This window comes from Streptococcus vicugnae (genome assembly GCF_016461705.1).
Taxonomy (GTDB): Bacteria; Bacillota; Bacilli; order Lactobacillales; family Streptococcaceae; genus Streptococcus; species Streptococcus vicugnae.
Genome location: NZ_JAEMHW010000004.1, coordinates 70,133 through 94,766, shown reverse-complemented (window position 1 = coordinate 94,766; position 24,634 = coordinate 70,133). Strand labels below are relative to the sequence as shown.

Annotated in this window: 22 protein-coding genes and 1 other RNA gene; 3 read left to right on the top strand and 20 right to left on the bottom strand. The window is 36.7% G+C overall.

What is annotated here, in order from left to right; all coding sequences use genetic code 11:
• Positions 1 to 99 precede the first annotated feature (99 nt).
• The 3 genes from rpoZ to JG537_RS08230 form a co-directional block, all read right to left on the bottom strand.
• Positions 100 to 414, bottom strand: coding sequence for a DNA-directed RNA polymerase subunit omega (gene rpoZ, locus JG537_RS08240; protein ID WP_014334364.1), 315 nt, complete (start codon positions 412 to 414; stop codon positions 100 to 102).
• A gap of 23 nt (positions 415 to 437) precedes the next feature.
• The gene (gene gmk, locus JG537_RS08235) at positions 438 to 1,055 is read right to left on the bottom strand and encodes a guanylate kinase (RefSeq protein ID WP_003063524.1); all 618 of its coding nucleotides are present in this window, start codon (positions 1,053 to 1,055) and stop codon (positions 438 to 440) included.
• 159 nt (positions 1,056 to 1,214) lie between these two features.
• Positions 1,215 to 2,822 carry a ribonuclease Y gene (locus JG537_RS08230; protein WP_132869858.1) on the bottom strand — a complete coding sequence of 536 codons (1,608 nt, stop codon included), beginning with the start codon at positions 2,820 to 2,822 and terminating at the stop codon, positions 1,215 to 1,217.
• Between the two features lie 149 nt (positions 2,823 to 2,971).
• On the opposite strand from JG537_RS08230, the gene JG537_RS08225 reads away from it, so the two are divergent.
• Positions 2,972 to 3,457 (top strand): S-ribosylhomocysteine lyase, encoded by a 486-nt coding sequence (locus JG537_RS08225; protein WP_132869180.1) that lies wholly within the window; start codon positions 2,972 to 2,974, stop codon positions 3,455 to 3,457.
• A gap of 56 nt (positions 3,458 to 3,513) precedes the next feature.
• Here the strand turns inward: JG537_RS08225 and JG537_RS08220 are convergent, their stop codons facing one another.
• The 6 genes from JG537_RS08220 to JG537_RS08195 form a co-directional block, all read right to left on the bottom strand.
• Complete coding sequence (locus JG537_RS08220; RefSeq protein WP_199544840.1) at positions 3,514 to 4,278, bottom strand: (S)-acetoin forming diacetyl reductase; 765 nt, start codon at positions 4,276 to 4,278, stop codon at positions 3,514 to 3,516.
• 150 nt (positions 4,279 to 4,428) lie between these two features.
• The gene (locus tag JG537_RS08215) at positions 4,429 to 5,946 is read right to left on the bottom strand and encodes a cell division site-positioning protein MapZ family protein (RefSeq protein WP_199544838.1); all 1,518 of its coding nucleotides are present in this window, start codon (positions 5,944 to 5,946) and stop codon (positions 4,429 to 4,431) included.
• A 64-nt stretch (positions 5,947 to 6,010) separates the two neighbouring features.
• On the bottom strand, positions 6,011 to 7,183 hold the full coding sequence (locus JG537_RS08210; protein ID WP_199544836.1) for a THUMP domain-containing class I SAM-dependent RNA methyltransferase: 1,173 nt from the start codon (positions 7,181 to 7,183) through the stop codon (positions 6,011 to 6,013).
• A 171-nt stretch (positions 7,184 to 7,354) separates the two neighbouring features.
• An RNA gene (gene rnpB / locus JG537_RS08205) (RNase P RNA component class B) lies at positions 7,355 to 7,720 on the bottom strand.
• Between the two features lie 88 nt (positions 7,721 to 7,808).
• Entirely contained in the window at positions 7,809 to 8,138 is a 330-nt protein-coding gene (gene gpsB, locus JG537_RS08200) for a cell division regulator GpsB (protein WP_132869176.1), read from the bottom strand.
• A 125-nt stretch (positions 8,139 to 8,263) separates the two neighbouring features.
• Positions 8,264 to 8,782, bottom strand: coding sequence for an SLOG family protein (locus JG537_RS08195; RefSeq protein ID WP_132869177.1), 519 nt, complete (start codon positions 8,780 to 8,782; stop codon positions 8,264 to 8,266).
• Between the two features lie 74 nt (positions 8,783 to 8,856).
• Between JG537_RS08195 and recU the strand changes: the two genes are divergently transcribed.
• The gene (gene recU / locus JG537_RS08190) at positions 8,857 to 9,465 is read left to right on the top strand and encodes a Holliday junction resolvase RecU (protein ID WP_199544834.1); all 609 of its coding nucleotides are present in this window, start codon (positions 8,857 to 8,859) and stop codon (positions 9,463 to 9,465) included.
• Positions 9,452 to 11,665 (top strand): penicillin-binding protein PBP1A, encoded by a 2,214-nt coding sequence (pbp1a, locus tag JG537_RS08185; protein WP_199544832.1) that lies wholly within the window; start codon positions 9,452 to 9,454, stop codon positions 11,663 to 11,665. The genes recU and pbp1a overlap by 14 nt, the downstream gene beginning before the upstream one ends.
• Positions 11,666 to 11,759: 94 nt before the next feature.
• On the opposite strand, the gene pepC is transcribed toward pbp1a, so the two are convergent.
• The 11 genes from pepC to pbp2x all read right to left on the bottom strand — a co-directional run bounded on the left by pepC (position 11,760) and on the right by pbp2x (position 24,632).
• The gene (gene pepC / locus JG537_RS08180) at positions 11,760 to 13,097 is read right to left on the bottom strand and encodes an aminopeptidase C (RefSeq protein WP_199544831.1); all 1,338 of its coding nucleotides are present in this window, start codon (positions 13,095 to 13,097) and stop codon (positions 11,760 to 11,762) included.
• Between the two features lie 263 nt (positions 13,098 to 13,360).
• Positions 13,361 to 14,185 carry an ammonia-dependent NAD(+) synthetase gene (gene nadE, locus JG537_RS08175; RefSeq protein ID WP_199544829.1) on the bottom strand — a complete coding sequence of 275 codons (825 nt, stop codon included), beginning with the start codon at positions 14,183 to 14,185 and terminating at the stop codon, positions 13,361 to 13,363.
• Positions 14,185 to 15,645, bottom strand: a complete 1,461-nt coding sequence (locus tag JG537_RS08170) for a nicotinate phosphoribosyltransferase (RefSeq protein WP_132869546.1) — start codon at positions 15,643 to 15,645, stop codon at positions 14,185 to 14,187. Before JG537_RS08170 ends, nadE begins: the two co-directional genes overlap by 1 nt.
• A gap of 251 nt (positions 15,646 to 15,896) precedes the next feature.
• The gene (gene trxB, locus JG537_RS08165; protein WP_199544822.1) at positions 15,897 to 16,811 is read right to left on the bottom strand and encodes a thioredoxin-disulfide reductase; all 915 of its coding nucleotides are present in this window, start codon (positions 16,809 to 16,811) and stop codon (positions 15,897 to 15,899) included.
• 66 nt (positions 16,812 to 16,877) lie between these two features.
• The gene (locus tag JG537_RS08160) at positions 16,878 to 17,102 is read right to left on the bottom strand and encodes a DUF4059 family protein (RefSeq protein ID WP_132869544.1); all 225 of its coding nucleotides are present in this window, start codon (positions 17,100 to 17,102) and stop codon (positions 16,878 to 16,880) included.
• A gap of 80 nt (positions 17,103 to 17,182) precedes the next feature.
• On the bottom strand, positions 17,183 to 17,926 hold the full coding sequence (locus tag JG537_RS08155) for an amino acid ABC transporter ATP-binding protein (protein WP_199544821.1): 744 nt from the start codon (positions 17,924 to 17,926) through the stop codon (positions 17,183 to 17,185).
• Positions 17,926 to 18,729 carry an amino acid ABC transporter permease gene (locus JG537_RS08150; protein WP_132869542.1) on the bottom strand — a complete coding sequence of 268 codons (804 nt, stop codon included), beginning with the start codon at positions 18,727 to 18,729 and terminating at the stop codon, positions 17,926 to 17,928. The genes JG537_RS08155 and JG537_RS08150 overlap by 1 nt, the downstream gene beginning before the upstream one ends.
• A gap of 14 nt (positions 18,730 to 18,743) precedes the next feature.
• Positions 18,744 to 19,568: a transporter substrate-binding domain-containing protein gene (locus tag JG537_RS08145; RefSeq protein ID WP_199544820.1), complete on the bottom strand. Its 825-nt coding sequence runs from the start codon at positions 19,566 to 19,568 to the stop codon at positions 18,744 to 18,746.
• A gap of 238 nt (positions 19,569 to 19,806) precedes the next feature.
• Positions 19,807 to 21,150 carry a DEAD/DEAH box helicase gene (locus JG537_RS08140; RefSeq protein ID WP_199544819.1) on the bottom strand — a complete coding sequence of 448 codons (1,344 nt, stop codon included), beginning with the start codon at positions 21,148 to 21,150 and terminating at the stop codon, positions 19,807 to 19,809.
• Between the two features lie 197 nt (positions 21,151 to 21,347).
• Positions 21,348 to 22,361 carry a phospho-N-acetylmuramoyl-pentapeptide-transferase gene (gene mraY / locus JG537_RS08135; RefSeq protein ID WP_199544818.1) on the bottom strand — a complete coding sequence of 338 codons (1,014 nt, stop codon included), beginning with the start codon at positions 22,359 to 22,361 and terminating at the stop codon, positions 21,348 to 21,350.
• 6 nt (positions 22,362 to 22,367) lie between these two features.
• Entirely contained in the window at positions 22,368 to 24,632 is a 2,265-nt protein-coding gene (gene pbp2x / locus JG537_RS08130; RefSeq protein WP_132869339.1) for a penicillin-binding protein PBP2X, read from the bottom strand.
• Between the last annotated feature and the right edge of the window lie 2 nt (positions 24,633 to 24,634).

Below are 24,634 nucleotides of genomic sequence, written 5' to 3'. Positions count from 1 at the left end.
TGATGAAAAAAGAATAATCATCGTGATAAGTAATCATTTTTAATACTTGTTTACTTTATCACAATGATTTATTACAAGAAAAATCTAAGATAAAATACCTTAGATTTTTTCTCCTTCTTCTTTTTCTTTAGCAATTTGTTCTTTGATTTTACGTTCTTCTTCTTCTTTAGCCAAACGTTCTGCTTCGATACGAGCGTGAACAGCAGCTCGTTTTGCTTCTGGATCTGGGTGAATAACAACGTTACCAGATTCAATTTCTTCAAGAGCTTGCAAAGTAGCTTTTACTGATTTGAATTCTTGAGTTGGTTTTGCACCAGCTTCAAGTTCGTGAGCGCGTTTAGCTTGAAGAATGCAAAGTGAGTATTTTGATGGCACTTTATCAAGCAAAGTGTCAATAGAAGGTTTTAACATCATAGCTTTTTTCTCTCTTCTCTCTTTTAGTCAATGTCTTTAATCATGTCGTTGTAACGTCCAATAACACGATCAACACGGAAATGTTCTGCTTCAATGATACGTTTAACGCGTTCAGCTGCCAAAGGCACTTCGTCATTAACAACAGCATAATCGTATTCACGCATCAAAGCAATCTCTTCTTTCGCACGTTCGATACGTTGGCGGATAACTTCTTCGCTATCAGTACCACGACCAACCAAACGGTCTTTTAATTCGTCCAAATCTGGTGGTGTTAAGAAAATAAACACACCGTCTGGAACTTTTTTCTTAACTTGAAGAGCACCTTGAACTTCGATTTCAAGAAATACGTCGATTCCTTTATCGAGCGTTTCATTAACATAAGTCAGTGGTGTGCCATAGTAGTTGCCTACATATTCAGCATATTCCAACATTTGACCATTTTTAATAAGCTCTTCAAATTCTTCACGAGTTCGGAAGAAATAATCAACGCCATCAACTTCTCCAGGCCGTTTTTGGCGCGTTGTCATAGAAACAGAATACTCAAATTTATGATCAGGTGTTGAAAAAATTTCTTGGCGAACTGTTCCCTTACCAACCCCAGAAGGTCCTGAGAAAACAATTAACAAACCACGTTCGGTCATGCCACTCTCCTTATTATAGACTACAAGTTAAGACTTGCTTTTTATCAATTAGACTACAGTCTAGTATATCAAAGATAAACCTATATTTCAAGGAAATTTACAAGCTCCTTCACATTAAAAAGAAGTACGTTTGCAACGTACTTCTTTTTTCTATTTTCATTATTTTGCGTAATCGACTGCACGTAGTTCACGAATAACGGTAACTTTAATATTACCTGGGTAATCAAGGTTACTTTCAATTTTTTCACGAACTTTATGTGCAATGATTGTGACCTCATCATCGGAAATTTTATTTGGTTGCACCATGATACGAATTTCACGTCCAGCTTGCAAAGCATAGCTATTTTGAACGCCATCGAAGCTTGTTGCAATTTCTTCTAAATCACGAAGACGTTTGATATAGTTTTCCATTGACTCGTTACGAGCACCTGGACGAGCTGAACTCAAAGCATCCGCTGCTGCAACAATAACAGCAATCACACTTTCAGGTTCTACATCTCCGTGGTGACTTGCAATTGCATTAACCACGATTGGGTTTTCTTTGTATTTACGAGCAAATTCTGCACCAATCTCAACGTGGCTACCTTCAACTTCACGGTCAATTGCTTTACCCATATCATGCAAGAAACCAGCACGACGAGCAAGCATTACGTTTTCGCCAAGTTCGCTAGCAAGAATACCAGCCATCTTACCAACTTCAACTGAGTGACGTAAAACATTTTGACCATATGACGTTCTAAACTGCAAACGTCCCATAATTTTAATTAAATCAGGATGCAAGTTTACTGCACCGATTTCAAAAGCAGCAGCTTCACCATACTCACGAATACGATTATCCATTTCCAAACGGTTCTTTTCAACCAATTCTTCAATACGAGCTGGGTGAATACGACCATCTTGAATCAAAGCTTCCAATGTCATGCGAGCAATTTCGCGACGAATTGGATCAAATCCTGAAAGGACCACCACTTCAGGTGTATCATCGATAATGACATCAATCCCTGTCAAACTTTCAAGGGTACGAATATTACGTCCTTCACGACCAATGATACGACCTTTCATGCTATCATCTGGTAGATGAACGGTTGTAATGGTTTGTTCAGTAACATATTCACCAGCCATTCGTTGCATGGCCTGAGCGAGAATGTTTTTGGCGAGCTTGTTAGACTTATCACGAACCTCACGTTCAGCATCCTTAATACGAGTTGCGATTTCATGCGTCAAATTAGTTTCAGTTTCCGTCAAAATAATTTCACGCGCTTCAGCAATTGTCATCAAGGCGACACGTTCTAGTTCTGCTTTTTTCTGTTCTTCGAGTTCTCCGATTTGTTTTTCACGCTCATTAATGTGTCTAGATTTATCGGTTAGACTTTGTTCTTTACTATCCAACACTTTTTCTTTGCTGGTTAGATTTTCATCCTTGCGATCAAGAGAAGACGCTCGTTCAGTCAAACGAGTCTCCATTTGTTTTAACTCTTGTCTTTCAGATTTAAATTCTTTTTCAATCTCTTCTCGATATTTTCTAGCCTCTTCTTTTGCTTCGATCAGTAATTCTTTGCGATGAGCTTTCGTTTCTCGCTCAGCTGATTTTCTAATGTGTTCAGCTTCTAATTGAGCTTTACCACGTAGATTAACAGCATCCTGTTCTGCATTTAAAAGAGTGAGTTCCGCAGCTTCTTTCGCAGACTTAAGTCTGATGGAAATCAGTGCATAACCAACTATCAAACCAATGAGGGCAAAAACAATCAAGATAATAATATTTGGCATGTTTTTACCTCAATAAAAATTTTAGATTTCATCTATAGAAAGCTACTTTCAAGTTTACCATAAATCGAGTTTTTTCACAATTTAAAATTGTAAAGCGTTTTACTAAAATTTATGATATGATTATTAGAGGAATAAAAAAGGAGTCTATTATGTCAAAAAAAGAAGTAACTGTAGAAAGTTTTGAACTAGATCATACAATCGTTAAAGCACCTTATGTTCGTCTTATTTCTGAAGAAGCTGGACCTCTTGGAGATGTCATCACAAACTTTGATATCCGTTTGGTTCAACCAAATGAAAATGCTATTCCAACTGCTGGTTTACACACTATCGAACATTTACTTGCTAAACTTATCCGTGAACGTATCGACGGAATGATTGACTGCTCACCATTTGGTTGCCGTACTGGTTTCCACTTGATTATGTGGGGTAAACACAACACAACTGAAATTGCAAAAGTCATCAAATCAAGTTTAGAAGAAATTGCTACTGTAACATCATGGGATGATGTACCAGGTACAACAATTGAATCATGTGGTAACTACAAAGACCACAGCTTATTTACTGCTAAAGAATGGGCAAAACTCATCCTTAAAGATGGTATCTCAGACGATCCATTTGAACGTCACGTCATCTAAAAAATCAAAAAAGTCAGAGAATTTTCTTCCCTGACTTTTCTGCTTTTATGATAATTTTAATGGAATTGCATACCACCATCAACGATAATGGTTTGTCCAGTAATATAATCAGAATCAGTTCCTGCTAAGAAGCTGACAGCTTTAGCTACATCTTCTGGTTCAGATAAACGTTTAAGGGTAATGTCTTTTGCGAATGTTTGCATACCCCATTCATCATCTTTACCAGCATTTTTACCGACTTCATGAGCAATATCAAACATCATCGGTGTCTTAACAATACCAGGTGCATAAGCATTTACTGTAATACCATAATCTGCTAAATCACGTGCTAAGGTTTGGGTAATACCACGAATGGCAAATTTACTACCACCGTAAACAGTCAAATTAGGGTTACCAACTACACCAGCTTGAGATGAAGCATTAATAATCTTACCACCATGACCTAATTTTTTGAATTCAGCCAAGGCTGCCTGAGCTCCCCAGATAACACCTCCGACATTAATGGCAAAAGTGCGTTCAAAAACGTCTTCTGTGATTGTATCTAAAGGCGTTGTTGGGGCAACCCCTGCGTTATTCACAACTACCGATAAATCTCCAAAATGTTCAACAACCTGCGCAAATGCCTTAGCAACCTCTTCACGCTTAGAAACATCAGCTACAACAGCATAAGCATCTTGAGGAGAAAGTTCTTGAACAGCTTTTTCTGCTGTTTCTTGATTGTAATCCAAGATTCCAATCTTAAAACCATCTTCGTGAAGACGTTTTGCAATAGCAAAGCCAATCCCTTGACCTGCACCAGTAACAATGGCTACTTTTACCATAATATCACCCCTTAATCTTTAAGTTACGCTAATTATAACGCTTCCATTTTTTATTGTCAATTTTTTGAAACTTTTTTCAAGATTTTTTCATTATTTCACTTCTAAAACCAAAAGAAGCCCTCCAAGAGGAGAGCTTTTTCAAACTTTTCATTAATAATCCAATGCGTCAGAGTGACCAGAACCATTACCTACAAAGTAACCTGTTTTACAGTTAATTGAAAATAGATATGTTCCATCTTTTCTAAACATATTGTAATAGCCATTACCATTGATAATATTAACTTTTTCAAGAATATAATCATTTCCTGAGAAATAGCCACGCGCTTGTGATGTTGAAACAATTTTTTCAAGCACACCATCAGCAAATGTCCAAGCTGGATTTCCTGAATCAGCAATTGCCGATTCATTATAAGGAACACGACTCTTATCGCGTTGAAGATTTGAATTATCAGAAGCTGGAGCTTGTGGTTTGGCATCCGCTGTTTCTTCACTACTTTCTGTCTGGCTAGCAGTGTTTGCAGCTGCTTGTGCTTGACTACTTGATTGAGTCTTAGAAGCTAATTGATTTTTACCATCAGTAATTACTGATTGCAATAAATTATCCAATTTAGCATCACCAGTATTCAAAACATCACTAGACAAGCTATCAAACTTGGCGTCGGCTTTAACTGTTCCAGCAACCTTTTTACCATCAACAATAACATCTTTTTCAAATAAAGCATTGATAGCTTTGATAGCTGTAATGTGAGCTGCTACTGTATCATATTGTTTTTTGGCATCATCATAAAAATCAGTTCCTTTTAGGGCATCTAATTTTTCTTTTAGAACAGAAATTTTATCAAATTCACTGTTTTTTAATTTAGTCTTAGTATCATCAGTGAACATTGCCGTATAAGCTTCATCAAAAGCTTTTTTGGCTTTTTTGGCTTGTTTTGCTTTCGCTGCTGCACTTGAACTTGATGATGTTTTTTTCTGACTTGATGATGTTGATGAGCTAGCAACTGTAGTATTTGACCCTTTAACATAGTGTAAACCATAACCAGCGCCAAAAATAGCAACTACAAGAGCAGCTAAACTCCCAATAATAACACGTTTTTTCTTAGAACTTGTTTTACTTTCATCAGTTGTAAGAGCAATAGTTGGTTCAGCTGTTTTTTCTGAATCTTCAATTTGAGCTACTACCGGCTCCTCTTTTTCTTCTTCATTAGCTTCAACGGTTTCTTCAACCTTTGGTGCTTCTTCTGAAGTTGCTTCTTTTGACTCAGAACTTACTGGCTCTACTTGTTCAGGCTCAGTTTCGGTAGCTTCAACAGCTGGTTCAACCACTTCTTCTGCTTCAGGCACTTGATTAGCTTCAGTAGCTTCCTCAAAAACTTCTTTGCCAACAATACCACTATTAACAAGTTCTTCGCGTTGTTTTTTAATAAAGTTATCCAAAGCTTTTGTATCTAAATCATCAAAATCAGATAGCTTTGTTTCAAATTTTTGTGATGTTACTTCGTCTCGGTGCTGTTTAATATACTTATCTAAAACGCCATCAGACTCAGTAATTCCAGCTTTCATTTCAGAATCTTTTCGAACAGCTTCTTCAATGGTTAGATTTTTAACATCTTGCAAATTAAGCCCATCTTGTTCTTCAGAAGACGGCATGTCTTTTTTTTCTGACACGTTTTGGTCACCTCTCTAATTAAAATTTCAACTGCCTAACTAAGCTTGTTAAGCGCACTTTTCCTTACTTTTCTTTTGCTTGCGTGATAGCAGAGCGTTTAACACGTTCACCGTAAAATTGGTACAAATCAACTCTAAGCGTACCATTGTATAATTTACGTTTTTTATCAGCTTGTGACCCGTATTTTCGTTCGAACTGTTCATCGCTGGTCAGAATAAATTTACTCCATGTTTTCAATGGTGCAAAAGTCTGTCCCATTTCATTATACAAGATGTCAACAGCTTTGTCATCAAGCAATCGTTCACCATAGGGTGGGTTAGAAATGATAACACCATTGATTTTATCAGTTTTTAAATCTTGAAGACGCATTTGTTTCAATTTGATGATATCTCCAAGTCCTGCTTCTTCAGCATTTTTCTTGGCAATTTCAATCATGCGACCATCAATATCAAATCCTGAAATGTCAAGTTCAATATCATAATTAGCTTTTTCTTCAGCTTCATCGCGAACTTGTTGAACCAAATCAGCGTCAACCCAATTCCATTCTTCAAAAGCAAAGTCTCGATTAAAACCAGGAGCAATGTTCATCCCAATCATAGCTGCTTCAATACAGAACGTTCCTGAACCACATGTTGGATCGATAAATGGTTTATCTGGATACCAGTTTGACAATTCAATAATGGCAGCTGCCATATTTTCTTTAATCGGAGCGCCACCTTTTTCCACACGGTAACCGCGTTTAAAGAGACTAGCTCCTGTTGTATCAATCATGACCGTTGCTTTATCTTTCAAAATTGAAACTTCAATTCTGAACTCAGCACTATTTTCTTGCAATGGAACACCATCTGGACGATGGTAAACTTTTTGAAGTTTTTTGACAACAGCTTTTTTACTAATTGCCTGAACACTTGGCTCATTGTGCAATTTTGATTTCACACATTTAGCTTTTGAAATTGGAAATTTTGCGCCTAATGGCAAATAATTTTCCCAATCTAATTTATAAACTCCTTGGAATAATTCCTCAAAGGTACGCGCTGGAAATTCACCAACAATAATTTTGACACGGTCTGCTGCACGTAACCAAAGATTTGTCGTAATAATCGTTCTTACATCTCCTTGAAAACGTACTTTACCATTTTCAACTTGGCAATCAATCCCTAAATCACGGATTTCACGCCCAACAACAGCCTCAAGTCCTGCAGCTGCAGTTGCTACTAAATTAAATGTTTTTTTCATTCACACATTCCTATTTCATCAAAATACTTATCTATAAGTTTAACACGTTTTACTAGCATATAGCTAGTAAAAATCGATTAATTTTCAAATACCAAACCAAGAATTATCTTAGTATTAAAATACAGCAAAAATAAAAGCTAGCCTAAGCTAGCTAGATACCTATATGCAATTTTCTATAAGCCATGTTTTGTTCCAGAGATAACTAGGTCTTATCTCCTTCGATAATCATCTGTCTACTGTTTCCAGTCAGGATAGATCGTTCGGATTCCTACTATCCCGTGCCCCTACCAAAGTTTGGGTTGCTAGCTTGAGGGGTTTACCGCGTTCCACTTCCTAAGTTTCCTCAGGAACTACGTCACTGTGGCACTTTTCAGAGCTATTTGGGCATATCAAAGACTTAGCCTTTTCACTCGCCGTAACATCAAAAGATGTCCCTAGGCTTATTAATTAACCTAGCACAAACACTACTGGCATCACAGCCAGTGCTAGCATGGACTTTCCTCATGGTATTAGAATACCACGCGATTATCCAAAAATTGCAATTTATCTTTCTTACCTCCATAAATAAAGATAAGTAATATACAAATTCATCTAATAACTTCGTTAATAATGAATAGAAAAGCTATTATTCAGTGATTTGTTTACCAAACACTTCTTTTTCCAAACGACTGATACGTTTCAAAATATCGAAGTTTGTTGCTGTTTGAGCAACACGTGCGTGTTCTGCTTGCGGAGCAACATAAGAAGTCGCTGGAGCTGCTTTTGGTTTAGCAGCCAATTCTTCTTTTAATTTTTCATTTTCAGCACGTAGTTCTTGAACTTGAGAAATATAGCTCTCGTAATCTTTAATAACATCATCAAGGAACTCGTCTACTTCTTTTTTATCGTAACCACGCATGCTGGTTTTGAATTCTTGTTCAAAAATGTCCTTAGGACTATAAATAATACTTGCCATTCTATCTCTCCAAACAAAACTATTCTAGTTAACCTTAGAATATGAAAACGTCATATCAAGATATATGTTACAGAAAATTTAATGAAAAATCAAGCATTTACTTTTAAAAGATCATTAAAAATTGATTACCAATCTTCAAGAAATTCATTAAGACGATCAAAGGTCAAAAACTGGATTGGATAGTCATCTTTTTCTTGCATGACCTGTGCTAAATATTTCAAATTTGTTTCATTTTCAGGATCATAAAACAAATAAGCACCATCCGTATTATCTACTAAGAATTGGTTATAATTTCGAAACTGGCTTGGATTTTCATATTCCTGATAAGAGTATTTAACAAAGTCCACCTGTTTAAACTCACTTAATTTAATCTGATTAGTCTCATTCCAGTTATGGCCATGATTTGCAAAGGTAAAAATCGTTGCAATATTAAAATCATACTCCTCTTGCAGCTCTTTTGCAACCTGTAATGCCCAATATTCAAATCCAAGGTTTCCCATAAAAATTAACCAGTCAACACCTTCATCAAAATAGCGAATGAAATCATGCCTAATTGCTTTTTTAATCACCTTGATTCGCTCGTCCTTTTCTTGAAAAATACCAAGTTCAAAACTCTTATAACCCGTGACGAGAATTGAAGTCATATCCTGCTTCCTTTCTAAAAATATGTTATAATAGTAGTGCTTATATTGACTTAAGCATGAATGTTAGGAGTTTTATGGTTAATTACCCTCATCATCTTATTCGAAAACAAGCAGTCCCAGCTTCTAGAAAGACAACAAAATCAACAATTAATTTTGCTAATCGTGGGATGAGTTTTGAAGCAGCAATCAATGAAACCAATAATTACTACTTATCTCGTGATATTGCTGTTGTTCACAAAAAACCAACCCCAATTCAAATTGTAAAAGTTGATTATCCAAAAAGAAGCCGTGCCAAAATTGTAGAAGCATACTTTCGCCAAGCATCAACGACCGATTATTCTGGTGTCTATAAAGGACGCTACATTGACTTTGAAGCGAAAGAAACGCGACAAAAGACATCTATGCCTTTGAAAAACTTTCACGCTCACCAAATTGAGCATATGGAACATGTCTTAAAGCAAGATGGCATCTGCTTTGTACTACTTCACTTTTCGACACTTAAGGAAACTTATTTTTTACCTGCTAGCGCTCTAGTAGACTTTTACCAAATCAACCTCGGCACCAAATCCATGCCACTTGATTATATCAAAAAAAATGGGTATATGGTGACAACAAGTTCACTCCCTCAAGTTCCTTATTTGGATATTATCGATCAAAAAATTTTAGGCGGTGATCACAATTAAAAAGAAAACAACAAAACAAAGACGAACAAGTAATCCTGCATCTAAAGATACTGCTCTTAAGGTGTTAAAATACGGTCTAATCACAATGATGGCTTTAGTTGTTGCTGGTTTCTTAATTGGTGGCTCAATCTTTGCATTTTATGTCAGCAGCACACCAAAACTAACAGCTAGCAAACTCTCATCTACTAATTCAAGTCTTATCTATGATGCTAATGGCTCATTGATTGCTGACTTGGGTTCTGAAAAACGCGAAAGCGTATCAGCTAATAACATTCCTTTAAACTTGGTTAATGCTGTTACATCTATCGAAGATAAACGCTTCTTCAAACACCGTGGTATTGATGTTTATCGTATCCTTGGTGCAGCTTTGAATAACTTCACAAGCTCTAGCACTCAAGGTGGTTCAACACTTGACCAACAATTAATCAAGTTAGCTTACTTCTCAACAAAAGAATCTGACCAAACCTTGAAACGTAAAGCTCAAGAAGCTTGGCTTGCCCTTCAAATGGAACGTAAGTACACTAAAGAAGAAATTCTAACTTTCTACATTAACAAAGTGTACATGGGAAATGGTAACTATGGTATGCTAACAGCTGCTAAATCTTACTACGGTAAAGATTTGAAAGATTTGTCTATTGCCCAATTGGCTTTGCTTGCTGGTATTCCTCAAGCTCCTAGTCAATACGACCCATATACAAATCCTGACGCTGCCCAAAACCGTCGTAATACTGTTCTAGCTGAAATGTACGAGGATGGTAACATCACTAAATCTGAGTATAAGGCAGCACTTGCTACTCCTGTTACAGATGGTCTACAAACACTGACAGAATCAACAAGCTACGAACCATATTTTGATAACTACATTAAAGAAGTTATCCAAGAAGTTAGCAATAAAACTGGCCAAGATATCTACTCAGCTGGGCTAAAAGTTTACACAAACGTTGATACTGAAGCTCAAAAATATCTATGGGATATTTACAATACTGACTCATACGTATACTACCCTGATACTGACCTCCAAGTTGCCTCAACAGTTGTTGACGTCAACACTGGTAAAGTTATTGCCCAACTTGGATCACGTAACCAAGACACAACTGTTTCACTTGGAACTAACCAAGCCGTCCTAACTGACCGTGACTGGGGTTCTACAATGAAACCAATCACTGACTATGCTCCAGCGATTGAAAATGGTATCTACACAAGTACCGCTGCTGTTACTAGCGATAATAAATACTACTGGCCTGGTACATCAACTCAAGTTTATAACTGGGACCGTCAATACTACGGTAGCATGACAATCCAGACCGCTATTCAACAATCTCGTAACGTTCCTGCAGTTAAAGCTCTTGAAGCAGTTGGTTTAAATAAATCTAAGTCATTCTTAGAAGGTCTTGGTATTTACTATCCACAACTCTACTACTCAAATGCTATCTCAAGTTCAACAAGTGATTCTAACCAAAAATATGGAGCAAGTAGTGAAAAAATGGCTGCTGCTTACGCCGCATTTGCTAACGGTGGAATCTACTACGAACCTCAATACGTTAATAAAATTGAATTCAACGATGGTACAAGCAAATCATTTGACGCCTCTGGTAGCCGTGCTATGAAAGAATCAACAGCTTACTTGATGACTTCAATGATGAAAACTGTCTTGACTTATGGTACTGGTACTAGAGCTGCTCTTCCTGGTATTTACCAAGCAGGTAAAACAGGAACATCTAACTACTCAGATGACGAACTTGCTGAAATCGAAGAATCAACAGGTATTTACAACAGTGTCGTTGGAACAATGGCGCCAGATGAAATGTTTGTTGGTTATACACCACAATATTCAATGGCTGTTTGGACAGGATACAAAAACCGTATGACACCTATTTACGGTAATGGTCTCAACGTTGCAGCTGATGTTTACAAAGCTATGCAAAGTTATCTAAATGAAAAATATGGTAGTGGTAGCGAAGACTTTGATATTCCTAAAGGTGTTTACACAAGTGGTGGCTATGCTTATCTAAGTGGCTCAAGTAACTACACTTACTCAGCTTCATCAAGCTCTGTATATAGTAACATCTATGGCTCAAGCTCTTCAGAAGAATCTTCATCTAGTCAATCATCTAGCGAAGAAAGTTCTTCTACAGAATTTAACCAATCATCTGAAAATGCATCAGATAATAATGGTAGCGATACTGAAACTAGCAACTAAAAATTTAAAAGCCTCCTCTTGATATCAAGAGGAGGCTTTTTTATGATAAAAAAATACCAGAAGTACTGATGCTTCTGGTATTTAGATAATCTCATTATTTGCTAGCAAGAGCTCCCATTGGATCCCAAGGTGCAAGAACAATTGGTTCTGCTTCATAAGCTGCACGTTCTTCTGCTGTTAAGAATTCTTTACGTACCACGATTTGATATGTGAATTCATCCATCCAAGCATCTGAAGCAACAAAGTAACCTTTGTTACCAACTTTATCTCCCCATGAGTTTTCAACTTTCCATTTAAGAGATTTTCCATTTTCATCCAAATCAACACCTGTAAGGACCATAGCGTGTGTCATCAAGCTTTCGCTGTAATCAAGACGACCTGCTTTATCTTGTGTGAAGTTGATATCCATAGCTGTTTCAAAGTCGTAAACATTTGTTGCCATGATACCTTTTTGGCGGTCTGAAATTTGACCAACATCAGAACCAAACCAAACTGTTTCACCGGCTTGCATTTGAGCGATGGCCAATTCTTTAAAGCGTTCCATATCAAGGTTAATGTAACGAACGTCACGGCTACCAACAACATTACCGAGCATTTCAACAGTATATGATTTACCATAAGGTTTATCAGCTGTTGGTGCATTGATAACTGAAACATATTCTGAAAGGTCTAAACCAACGTATTTTTTGAAGAATTCTTGTGGTGTGATATTTTTATCTGAATAATAGTTATTATCTTTATCACGGTAAGCAAAGTCAAATGTACGTGGTGGCAAACCAAGATTGATTGCCAAGAAATTGAAAATTTCTTGAAGAAGGTCTTCTTTTTTAGCTTGAATAGCTTTGTCATCAGCACCTGCTGCAATCGCTTCACGCAAGATTTGAGCATCTTGACGCAACAATTTGTTAAGGTATTGGTTCAATTCACGGCTATTGCTTGATGAAATTGATTCTGGATAAGCTGCTTTTGGCACAACACCATATTTTTCAAAAAGAGCAACGACCATATCCCATTGACCACCATCTTGTTGAGGAACATCAAGCAAGAATTTTACTTTACGGCTACCAAGTTCTTGGTCTGCAGTTGCGATAACTTGTTCTAAGAACCAGTTTGATTTTTCATATTTGTCCCAGAAGAATGTGTGTGCTTGAGAAAGTTCAAAGTTTTCCAAGTTAAGATCTGAGATCATTTTATGACGGAATGTGTTAAGAGCGGCAAACATCCAGCAACGACCAGATGCTTTTTGGTTAGCAACTTTATCTTTTGTTAAATCAATTGAAAAAGCATGATCATTTTTCATTTCGCTTTGGCGAGTTTCAAGTGATTTTAACAAACCATTGTGAGTTACAGCATTTTCAACAGCACGCAATTTGCTATCTGCTTGAAAGTCAGCAAATAGTTTATCAGTAAATGTTGATGATAATTCTGACATATTTCCTCCTAATACTTTGGATTAAGCAATTGTGTTATATTTTCTGACTTAACCCGACTTAACTAATAACCATTATAGCGCTTATTAGGCATTTTTCAAGAGAAATTGTAGAACTTTTTGAAACTTTCAAAAAAATGTGTAAACTTTTATAACAACTTATGTCGGGAATTCAAACATCAAACGCTCCACCTACAAGAGATTCTACCTTTTAATGTTAAATGCATAAAAAGAAAAGACCCCAAGGGTCTCTTTAAAATGAAATATTATTTCCAGAAATCATCAAATACTGTAATTGGTAGGTGACGTTTGTGTTCTGTTTTATTCCACCAGTTTTCGATTTTGGCTTGTGCTTCTGGTGAAACTGTTTTACCTTCAAGGTAATCATCAATATCATTGTAAGTAACTCCTAGTGCTACTTCATCAGCGATACCAGGACGATTTTCTTCCAAATCAGCTGTTGGAATTTTTTCGTAGATAGCTGGATCTGCACCAAGTTCAGCTAACAATTGTTTCCCTTGACGTTTGTTCAAACGGTAAAGTGGAATCACATCAGCACCACCATCCCCAAATTTTGTAAAGAATCCAGTAATGTTTTCTGCAGCGTGGTCAGTACCGATAACAGCACCGCTATTGGCACCTGCTACTGCGTATTGTGTAATCATACGTTGACGTGCTTTAATATTACCTTTATTAAAGTCAGAAACCTCAATACCAGCTTTTTCAAGTTCGTGAACTTGTCCATCAACAGCTTCTTTAATATTGACAGCAATACTAACATCTGGTTTGATGAATTTTAAGGCACGTTGGGCATCTTCTTCGTCAGCTTGAACACCATATGGCAAGCGAACAGCAATAAATTTGTAGCTGTCATCACCAGTTTCAGCACGTAATTCTTCTACAGCGATTTGTGCCAAACGACCAGCCAAGCTAGAATCTTGGCCACCTGAAATACCAAGAACATAACTTTTAAGGAAGATATGTTTTTTCATGTAATCTTTTAAGAAATCTACAGATACACGAATTTCTTCTTTGGGATCAATGCTTGGCTTTACACCTAATTCAGCAATAATTTTTTCTTGTAAAGTCATTACTTAACTTCTCCTTTTTGTTGTGCTTCTTTACGAATACGGTCGATAAGATCCATTTTGTTTTGCCAAACTTCTTGTGACAAGTCAACTGGATAATCTTGTGGATTAAGTAGACGTTTGTACTCATCCCAAAGTTTATCATATTCTTTACGAGCGTAGTCTTGAATTTCAGCAAGTGTTGGTAAATCGTAAACCAATTCACCTTTATCAAAGATATCAACAAGGAGAGGAACAGCTTCGAAATCTTTTACTGTTTTATTGATGTAAGTGTATGTTGGGTGGAACATGTAAACTTCATCAAGTTGGTTAACATCTGTATCAGTGAAAGTGATGTAGTCACCTTCTGTTTTATTTCTTTCGCGACTTGTGATGCGCCAAACTTGTTTTTTACCTGGTGTAGACACTTTTTCAGCGTTGTTAGACAATTTGATAGTGTCTTGCATTACACCGTTTTCATCTTCGATTGAGACAATTTTGTAAACAGCACCAAGAGCTGGTTGGTCATAAGCTGTGATAAGTTTTGTACCAACACCCCAAACGTCAATTTTGGCTTTTTGCATTTTTAGGTTAAGAATGGTATTTTCATCCAAATCATTTGAAGCGTAAATTTTAGCATCTGGGTAACCTGCGGCATCCAATTGTTCGCGGATTTTTTTAGACAAGTAAGCCATATCACCAGAGTCGATACGAACTCCAAGGAAGTTAATCTTGTCGCCAAGTTCATTGGCTACACGAATAGCTGCTGGAACACCCAAACGAAGTGTATCATAAGTATCAACCAAAAAGACGCAATCTTTGTGAGTGCCTGCGTAAGCCATGAAGGCTTCATAGTCATCACCGTAAGCCTGAACAAGAGCATGTGCATGTGTTCCTGACACTGGAATATCAAACATTTTACCAGCACGAACATTTGATGTGGCATTAGCACCACCGATTACAGCAGCACGTGTTCCCCAAATTGCTGCATCCATTTCTTGGGCACGACGGCTACCAAATTCGAGCAATGGTTCGTCATTAATAACTGAACGAATACGAGCAGCTTTTGTGGCAATCAACGTTTGGAAGTTTACGATGTTAAGCAAAGCTGTTTCAACCAATTGACATTGAGCAAGTGGTCCTTCAACTTGAACAATTGGTTCATTGGCAAAAACTACATCTCCTTCTTGGGCAGAACGGATGCTTAATTCTAATTTAAAATCTTTTAAGTAAGCAATAAAATCAGCTGGATAACCTAATTCTTCTAAATAGGCAATATCTGTTTCTGTAAAGCGAAGATTTTTGAGGTATTCTACCATACGTTGCAAACCAGCAAAAACAGCATAGCCATTTGAAAATGGTTCTTTACGGAAAAAGACTTCAAAAACCGCTTTACGGTTGTGAATGCCTTTATCGAAATAAACTTGCATCATATTGATTTGATACAAATCTGTGTGGAGAGTTAAACTATCATCTTGATACATGTGGTATCCCCTTTTTAAGATTATTGGCCTAATACTAGTCTTATCATATCTGGTTTCAAACAACCTCTGCTAGTATTGCCAAAAGATTAATTATCCCCCATATTATAGCACAATTACGAGAGACTGGCTAAAACTTTGTGAGGTTTTGCGCAAAGATTTGAAAAAAATCTGATTTTCAGAAAGTATTTTCATCTTTCTAACTTAGCTAATAACTAAAAAAGTCCGAGATTATCATCTCAGACTGTCTGTAATTATTTCATATTTTCGATATATTGGTAAACACCTTGCCCTGCAATAGCTCCATCACCAACAGCTGTGGTAATTTGGCGAAGTTCTTTTTTACGAACATCACCGACGGCAAAGATACCAGGAATAGAAGTTCTCATATGCTCATCTGTAATAACCCAGCCTGCCTCATCTGTGATGCCAAGATTTTCCACCATTTTTGAAACTGGGTCAACCCCAACATAGATGAAGATTCCACCAAAGTCGTGCTCACTGATTTCACCAGTTTTAACGTTTTCTACAACAACACCTGAAACCTTAATATCATTTCCTTTGATTTCTTTGACAACAGAATCCCAGATGAAGTTGATTTTTTCGTTGGCAAAAGCACGTTCTTGCAAGATTTTTTGGGCACGCAATTCATCACGACGGTGAATAATAGTTACTGATTTTGCAAATTGTGTCAAATATCCAGCTTCTTCTACTGCTGAATCACCACCACCGACAACCAATAAATCTTGGTTACGGAAAAATGCACCATCACAAACGGCGCAGTATGAAACTCCGCGGCTAGTGTACTCTTCTTCACCTGCTACCCCAAGAGCACGATTTTTAGCACCTGTTGCCAAAATAATAGTCTTAGCTTCATAAGTAGCGTCTTCAGTGATGACTCGTTTAACATCGCCAGCATCTTCGATACTTTTTACAATACCGTAGATATTTTCAACACCAAATTTTTCAAGCGGTGCGTGCATTTTCATTGACAATTCTGGTCCAGAAATGTGATCGTAACCTGGGTAGTTTTCAATTTCTGAGGTATTATTCATTTGCCCACCAGGAGCTCCTTGTTCAATAATACCAACTTTTAAGTTAGCACGCGCGGCATAAAGCCCTGCAGTCATACCAGCAGGACCTGAACCTATAATTAGTGTATCGTACATTATTTTTTTACCTCGTCTTATTGATTATTTTTCTATTCTATCAATCTCGTTACTAAAAGGCAATTATTATGCTTTAAACATCAATAAGATAGCCATAAAAGCAAATGAAAGAATTGGAATCACCATAATAGATATCATTAAAATATCATACAAAAAAGCTTGGCGTTCTTTGGCGGTTTTATCATACTTACGACTAGCTCGCCAAAAATTCCAAATCACACCAACTAACAAAACACTGATAATTGATAAAAGTAATCCCTGAATATAGAGACTAAAAATTTCTAAAAACATATTTCACCCTGCACTAGTATTCTATTGCTCTAAAAAAGCTGAAAAAAACTTTCAGCTCTTATTATATCAAATCTGTCTGCTTAAATATACGTTTTTGTATAATTTGCAAAGAATTCTTTAGTTCTTGCTTCCTTAGGATGTTTAAAAATTTCTTCTGGTGTCCCAGCTTCAAGAATACGTCCCTTGTCCAAAAAGAGAACTTTATCCGCTACTTGATAAACAAAGTTCATATCATGACTAACCAAAATCATTGTTTGACCAGCTTTAGCGGCATCAGCAATCGATTTTTCAACTTCTCCAACTAATTCCGGATCAAGCGCAGAGGTTGGCTCATCAAGTAAAAGGACATCTGGTTTCATGGCCAAGGCCCGCGCCAAAGCCACACGCTGTTTTTGTCCACCTGACAAATGACGTGGATAATGGTTCTCACGATCAGAAAGTCCGACTTTTGCTAGCTCTTCTTTAGCAATCTTAGTAGCCTCAGTATCTGGTAATTTTTTGACAACCTTTAATCCTTCTTTGACGTTTTCAAGTGCTGTACGACGTTCAAAAAGATTAAATTGCTGAAAAACCATAGCTAGTTTTCGGCGAAGTTCAAGTACTTCTTCTCTTGATATTTTTTGAAAATCAACCTTAAAATCATCAATGGCAATACTACCATAATCAGCTTGCTCCAAATAATTCAAGCTTCGCAAAAATGTTGATTTCCCAGCTCCAGATGCACCAACAAGAGCAAGTACTTCACCCTTTTTAATAGCAACATCTAGCCCATCTAAAACTTTCTGATTGGAGAATGCTTTTGTTAAATTTGTAATCTTAATCATTAGCGAATCTCTCCTGTTACGGTATCTTGGTTTACTTGTGGCGTATCAATAGCCATTTTCTTTTCAATTAAGCGGCCAATTTGCTCAATAATAATACTGATAACCCAATAAACAAGGGCGACAGAAATATAACGTTCAAAGTAACGGTAATCTGACCCGCCCAAAATCTGTGCTTGAGCAAACATTTCAACTATCCCAGCATTAAAGGCTAACGACGTTCCCTTCGTCAAACCGATTAAACTGTTAATCAAAGTTGGGGTTGCAATGACTGCCGCATTTGGAATAATGACTCGACGATAAACCTGAAATGAAGTCATTCCAAGACTACGTGCTGCTTCAATTTCACCAACATTAACAGCTTGAATAGCTGCACGAATCGTTTCACTTGTATAAGCTGCTTCATTAAAGGCAAAAGCAGTAATTGCAAATACTGAGGCTGGAATAGCATTAATATTCCAATCAAAACCATATTTTAATTTGAGAAATTTTAGAAAGAGTGGAATCCCATAATAAGTTAACATGAGTTGAACTAAAATTGGTGTTCCACGTAAAAAGCTGACAAAGACAGCTTGAATGGGATACAAAACCTTAGTGCGATTAATCTTCACAATCGCAAATACCAAAGCTAAAATCAAACCAAATAAAGCACCTGCTAAGGTCAAACCCAAAGTTATTGGCAAGCGCCCAATCAAATCGGGAATGGCATCAAACACTGCTCGCCAACTAAACAACTGACCTTCAGGTATTTTCTCAACCAGCTTGTCATACCAAGACAAGCCAGTTGCAATCGTTGTTAAAGACATGTAAACTCCTTCTATTATTTAACAGATGAAACAAAATCACCGCCAAAATAAGTTTGACTCAATTCAGCTAATGTTCCATCTTTTTTTAGTACCTTGATACGGTTGTTGACAAATTTTTGCAAATCTTTTCCTTCACTTGTATCAGCAAATAAAAGGTATTCCAAACCATCATTTTCATCACCAATTTGATCTTTCACATTTGTCACGGTCAAATTGAAACCTTGATCTTCAATCAGATAATTTGATGAAATCGCATCATAAAGAATAAAATCAATGGTTCCATTTTCAATGTGTTGGACACGCGTTGTTAGCCCAGTTGAACTTGCAGCATATTTGATCTTAATTGGCTCTTTATCAGGATTCTCTTTATTCCATTTTTCCAAAACTTGGGCATAATTAGACCCTGAAATCACTTCAGTCTTTTTGCCTGATAAATCATCTAAGCTATCATAGCTTGTTCCTTCAGCACTCGTAATGGCATAATTTGAGTGTGAAATTGGGTCTGAGAAAAGGTATTTTCGAGCTCGTTCCTCATTGTAATTAAAATCATTTGCGGCAATTTGGTAACGATCAGCATCAACCCCTGTCAAAATAGAGTCAAAAGCTGTTGTCACAAATTCCACTTTGTATTTTTTAGAATCCTTGAAAATGGCTTTAACCACATCGATATCATAACCTTTAAAGGTATTATTTTCTTTATAAGTAAATGGAGCTGTATCTGAATCAGTAGCCACTTTTACAACAGTTTTTCCACCAGATTGTGTTTGATTTGAACAAGCAGCTAAAGCAATAGCCGTAGCCGCTAAGAAAGTCGCAGTTAATAATCTCTTCAATTTCATCTAAATATCCTCTCTTCTAATCATCTTTGTTACAGTCTACCAAACTTAACATGACATTCCCAATATATATTTTCTATGGACTTGATAAAGAAAAACTATCAAGATATTAAGCTCCATTTTTGACAAGACCATAACAAGCTAAATGTCTGGGGAATTCTATTTTTGACAATTATACCCTAATCATTAAAAAAAGCATAAAAAAAAAGCCTGAAACTTTTGTTTCAGACCATTTCTTATCTTAGAAAGTTTGTTTTCTAGCTTTACGTTCTGCACGACCTTTAGCACGGTTAGCTGCACGGCGTTCGCGTTTACGTTTTTCATCAACTTTCCATTGAATTTTTTTCTTATAACCAGGTTTGATTTTTTTCTTTTTCTTCTTAACCAAACCAATCATTTCTGTATCTAGTTTTTGATATGATTTTTCACGGTTAGCGCGGCGATCACGATCATAGGTATCTTGGAATTCACCGTTTTTAAGCATTTTCGGCACAAATTTAATACCTAGTTTTTCAAGTTCACGAATATCTGAATCATCACTTGGTTGGTACAAAGTAATCGCAATACCATTCAAACCATTACGTCCTGTACGTCCAACACGGTGAACAAAGAATGACAAATCTTGCGGAATAGCATCATTAATAACATGGCTAACACCTTCAATATCAATTCCACGCGCTGCCAAATCTGTTGCTACGATATACTCGTAAGACAATTTTTTGATTTGGTTCATTATACGTTTACGTTCACGTGGCGGAATACCACCGTGGATTTTTGCCACTTTCAAACCATTTGATGCGAGGTAACTGTGCAATTCATCAGCACGTTCTTTAGTGTTAACAAAAATCATGGCAAGGTATGGGTTAAGGGCTTTTGTGATTTCTAAAATTTGTGCATTTTTATCACGTCCCTTAGTTGACACCAACCAGTTATCGATTGTATCGGCGATAACTGTTGTTGTTTTGATTTTTTCCATGACTGGATTTGTCAAATATTTCTTCAAGAATGGTTGAAGTTTTTGTGGGATAGTTGCTGAAAAGACCAAAATTTGAACATCTTTTGGCAATGTTCCAGCGATTTTATCAACCGTATCTAGGAATCCCATATCAAGCGTCATATCAGCTTCATCAACAACAAAGGTATGAGCTTTATAAATTTCTAAATCGCCTGATTTTACCAAATCATAGATACGACCTGGTGTACCAATAACGATGTGCGGTTGAGATGATTTTAGTTTTTCAATTTGGCGAAGTTTATCAGTTCCACCGACATAGTTTGCCACGCGGATTTCTGTTTCAGACTTATCAGCAATTTGTTTTGTAGCTTGATAAATTTGTGTCGCTAATTCACGGCTTGGCGCTGTGATAACTACTTGAACATTATCACTATTTTCATCTAATTTTTCAAAGATAGGTAACAAGAAAGTGTGTGTTTTCCCTGAACCTGTTTTAGATTCACCTACCAAATCACGACCTGAACGTACAACAGGAATCAATTTTTGTTGCACTTCTGTCGGATTTTTGAATTTAAGCTCTGCGAGTGCCTCACGGATGTAGGGCTTAAAATTAAAATCGTTAAAAGACATGTTTTACCTCAATTTCTTATCTCATCAAGATGAACTTGAAAATTTCTCTATATCTACTTATCGTTTAATCCCTAGTAAAAGTAACCAGGGGAATTTATTCATTCCCTTCCATTATATCATTAATAGGGGGATTAAAGCAAAGTACTATGCGCTTTAAATAAAAAACGAGTTGAGAAACCTCAACTCGCTGTTATTGATTAAAAGGCATAAAGTGCAATTAATGTGATGATACTTGCAATAGCACCAACGCTCCACAAGAAAGCATCAACTTTCCATTCAGACCATTTGTCTGATTTCCCTGACAAACCACCAAGCTCCAAATGATGATGGAATGGTGTCATACGGAAGATACGACGACCTTCACCATATTTTTTCTTAGTGTATTTGAAGTAAGATACTTGAAGCATGACTGAAGCTGTTTCAAAAACATACACAAATCCAATGATTAATAATGTCCATTCTTGACGAAGGGCAATTGAAATTGTTGCAAGCATGGCACCAAGAGATAAACTTCCCACATCACCCATAAAGACTTTAGCCGGTTTATGGTTGAAAACAAAGAAACCAAACAAAGCACCAATCATAGTAACAGCAATCAAAAGCACATCGTATTGTTTTTGAACAAAAGCAATAACACTGTAGGCTACTAAACTAATCGCAACTGAAATTGAAGCAAGACCATCGATACCATCAGTCAAGTTAACAGCATTTGAAAATCCGACAATCCAGAAAAGAACGAAAAGCACATAAAGAACACCAAGGTGAATATCAATACCAAAAACGTTCAAATCATCAGTACCACTTGGACGAACATGAACAAAGTAGAAAATCAAACCAGCAATAATTTGCAAGCTCATTTTTTGCCATGGGGTCAACCCTTCGTTAACTTGTTTAAAGATTTTCAAGAAATCATCGAGAAATCCAATAACTCCATAAATCAAAACAACCAAAAGAATTCCTGCTGTAGCTCCCATTGAAGCACCAGCTTGTCTTGCAATAAAGAAACTAAAGACAAGACTAACAAGAATGGCTACTGTTAGAAAGACTGTTCCACCCATTGTTGGTGTTCCAGCTTTAGCCAAATGTTGTTTGACATCCTCGTGCATTTGTTGTCCACCAATTTTTTTCAATTGGTAAATACGAATAAAATGCGGCATAGCAAATACTGTCAATACAAATGCAACAATACCTGCAATTAAACTTAAAAACATTTTAGTTTAGTCTCCTAGAGTAATTTTAATTTTTTTGACGTGGTCAATATCTTTTTCAGAATCGACACTTTGCTTAGTTACCTTAGAACCAGAACCTTTAAAAGTCACTTTGATTCCAGTCCACTTAGAAAATTTTTCAACATTTTCTTTCGTCCAACCATACATGTCAGGCATTGTTTTTAATTTTCCTGTCCAAAGAAGCACTTGTTCATTTTGTGAAAGGTTACTTCCGACTTTTTTAGATATTTTCTTAATTTTATTACCTGACCCAACAACAACTGGTTGAACAAGATTATTACGAAGTTCCTGAGCGGTATCACCAGGTGCTTTTCCGATATAATCTTTTAATTGATATTTTGTTTCTGTATCAGTACCAGTCACAGCTGTACTTGTCAAAGTATCTTTAATCATCATAGCACGTTCAAGTACTGGGTTTACAACATCTTTCCAGAAATTACGTTTGAAAGTTGTTGTGGGTTGTTGAAGAGTGACGTACATGATGAAATCAGGATCATCTGATGGCACCATGGCAACAACTGAGTTGATGTAATCATTGTCACCTGTCAAATAGCCTCCACCTTGATCGGCAGGTGCCGCAATTTGGGCAGTACCTGATTTGACAGCGACTGAGTAATCACCAACTTGGATAACCGGTGCTCCTTCTGTGTTATCATACAAAGTACCAAATTGTGAATCTGTACCAACCGTTACCATGTAATCAAGTGTTTGATTAGCAGCATTTTCTGAGACAGGTTTACCAGAGACTTCAGCTGACGCTTTACGGGCTGTATTATTATTTGGATCGTAGATTTGACTAATAAATTGTGGTTCAAGCATGACACCTTTATTAGAAATCGCAGTAAAGGCACGCAACATTTGAACTTGCGTCACACCAATACCTTGTCCAAATGCACTCATAGCAATGGTTACTTCATTGTCTGATGGCAACAAACCGCTACCTTCATTAACCATTCCAAAACGTGTTGGGTAACCAAATTTAAACTTAGACAAATAGTTTAGCCATTTGTCATTACCCATTTTTTGTTCAAGACTTGTCATAGCAACGTTACTTGACCAAGCAAACCCTTGGGCATACGTCATATATTGAACAGAAGTGTTACCTTCGTTGACGTTCCAGTCATTGATTTTTGTATCAGCAACTGTAATACCATTGATTGTTGAAATCACTTCATTTGGCGTAAAAATACCATCATCGATAGCTGAGGCAAGTGTCATTACTTTCATGGTTGACCCTGGTTCATAATAACTTTGATATAGAAGGGTATTCCATGTTTTTAGGTTATCTTCATTATAACCTTCCATTGTCTGTGCATTATAAGTTGGACGTTGTGTCGTTGCTAAGATTTCTCCTGTCTTAGCATTAACCACTGTCGCACTGGCATATTTACCTTGAGCATCATTTTGGAAAATATCCATTTGTGACTCAAGATAAGATTGTAATGGCTCAGAAAGTGTTGTATAAACATCTTTCCCATCAACAGCTCGTTTTACAGTTGTTTCAGTTCCTAATAATAAGTTACCATTTTTATCTTTTTGATAAGTGACTTTTCCGTCTGTCCCTGATAGAACATCATCTAAAGAAGCTTCTAAACCTGAGGTTCCGACAAGACTTGATGTTTTACCATCTTTATTTTCTTTTAATTGGGCAAGTCCTAAGAATTGCGAAGCAAAGACACCATTTGGATACATACGTCCAGGTGTTGATTCAAATCCAATTCCCTTAATTCCAGCGTCCTTCATAGCTGTTTCAATCTCTGATTTCTTACTGTATGATAAACCAGACCCTGAACTTCCAAATGACACTTGGAAAAGCCCACTTTGATTCAATTGTTTTAAGACTTCGTCTTTATCAATACCGATTTGGGCATTCAAAATCTCAGCAACTTTATCGTATTGAGATTTTTTAACGTAGAGTTTTTCACCAGTTGTTGACACATAAGATTTCGAAATAATAGCATAAACACTATAAGTTGTCGAATCCTCAGCCAGTGCAACACCATTACGGTCATAAATCGTACCACGTTTGGCTTGAACCGTCACTGTTTGTTGGTAAACATCTGAGGCTTCTTTAGATAGATTATGACCAAACTTGGTATCTGTTCCCACAATAATCGCGAAATTGATAATAAACACAAAGAAAAGGAAGACTGCCAAAATCATCAGATTTTGACCAACACGCTCGCGATTCTTATCGGGTGTGCGTCTGTCCTTTACCACATAGTCTAAAAAACGATTCATTAATTTTTTCATAG

Excerpts from the sequence above, each read along its gene's own strand:
- pepC (WP_199544831.1), bottom strand. The coding sequence starts at position 13,097 with ATGTCAGAATTATCATCAACATTTACTGATAAACTATTTGCTGACTTT.
- JG537_RS08140 (WP_199544819.1), bottom strand. The coding sequence starts at position 21,150 with ATGTCTTTTAACGATTTTAATTTTAAGCCCTACATCCGTGAGGCACTC.
- pbp2x (WP_132869339.1), bottom strand. The coding sequence starts at position 24,632 with ATGAAAAAATTAATGAATCGTTTTTTAGACTATGTGGTAAAGGACAGA.
- gpsB (WP_132869176.1), bottom strand. The coding sequence starts at position 8,138 with ATGGCAAGTATTATTTATAGTCCTAAGGACATTTTTGAACAAGAATTC.
- JG537_RS08170 (WP_132869546.1), bottom strand. The coding sequence starts at position 15,645 with ATGTATCAAGATGATAGTTTAACTCTCCACACAGATTTGTATCAAATC.
- JG537_RS08155 (WP_199544821.1), bottom strand. The coding sequence starts at position 17,926 with ATGATTAAGATTACAAATTTAACAAAAGCATTCTCCAATCAGAAAGTT.
- JG537_RS08145 (WP_199544820.1), bottom strand. The coding sequence starts at position 19,568 with ATGAAATTGAAGAGATTATTAACTGCGACTTTCTTAGCGGCTACGGCT.
- mraY (WP_199544818.1), bottom strand. The coding sequence starts at position 22,361 with ATGTTTTTAAGTTTAATTGCAGGTATTGTTGCATTTGTATTGACAGTA.
- gmk (WP_003063524.1), bottom strand. The coding sequence starts at position 1,055 with ATGACCGAACGTGGTTTGTTAATTGTTTTCTCAGGACCTTCTGGGGTT.
- nadE (WP_199544829.1), bottom strand. The coding sequence starts at position 14,185 with ATGACTTTACAAGAAAAAATTATTGCTGAATTAGGTGTAAAGCCAAGC.
- JG537_RS08150 (WP_132869542.1), bottom strand. The coding sequence starts at position 18,729 with ATGTCTTTAACAACGATTGCAACTGGCTTGTCTTGGTATGACAAGCTG.
- JG537_RS08160 (WP_132869544.1), bottom strand. The coding sequence starts at position 17,102 with ATGTTTTTAGAAATTTTTAGTCTCTATATTCAGGGATTACTTTTATCA.
- JG537_RS08210 (WP_199544836.1), bottom strand. The coding sequence starts at position 7,183 with ATGAAAAAAACATTTAATTTAGTAGCAACTGCAGCTGCAGGACTTGAG.
- JG537_RS08225 (WP_132869180.1), top strand. The coding sequence starts at position 2,972 with ATGTCAAAAAAAGAAGTAACTGTAGAAAGTTTTGAACTAGATCATACA.
- JG537_RS08220 (WP_199544840.1), bottom strand. The coding sequence starts at position 4,278 with ATGGTAAAAGTAGCCATTGTTACTGGTGCAGGTCAAGGGATTGGCTTT.
- JG537_RS08195 (WP_132869177.1), bottom strand. The coding sequence starts at position 8,782 with ATGACTTCAATTCTCGTCACGGGTTATAAGAGTTTTGAACTTGGTATT.
- trxB (WP_199544822.1), bottom strand. The coding sequence starts at position 16,811 with ATGTACGATACACTAATTATAGGTTCAGGTCCTGCTGGTATGACTGCA.
- rpoZ (WP_014334364.1), bottom strand. The coding sequence starts at position 414 with ATGATGTTAAAACCTTCTATTGACACTTTGCTTGATAAAGTGCCATCA.
- recU (WP_199544834.1), top strand. The coding sequence starts at position 8,857 with ATGGTTAATTACCCTCATCATCTTATTCGAAAACAAGCAGTCCCAGCT.
- JG537_RS08230 (WP_132869858.1), bottom strand. The coding sequence starts at position 2,822 with ATGCCAAATATTATTATCTTGATTGTTTTTGCCCTCATTGGTTTGATA.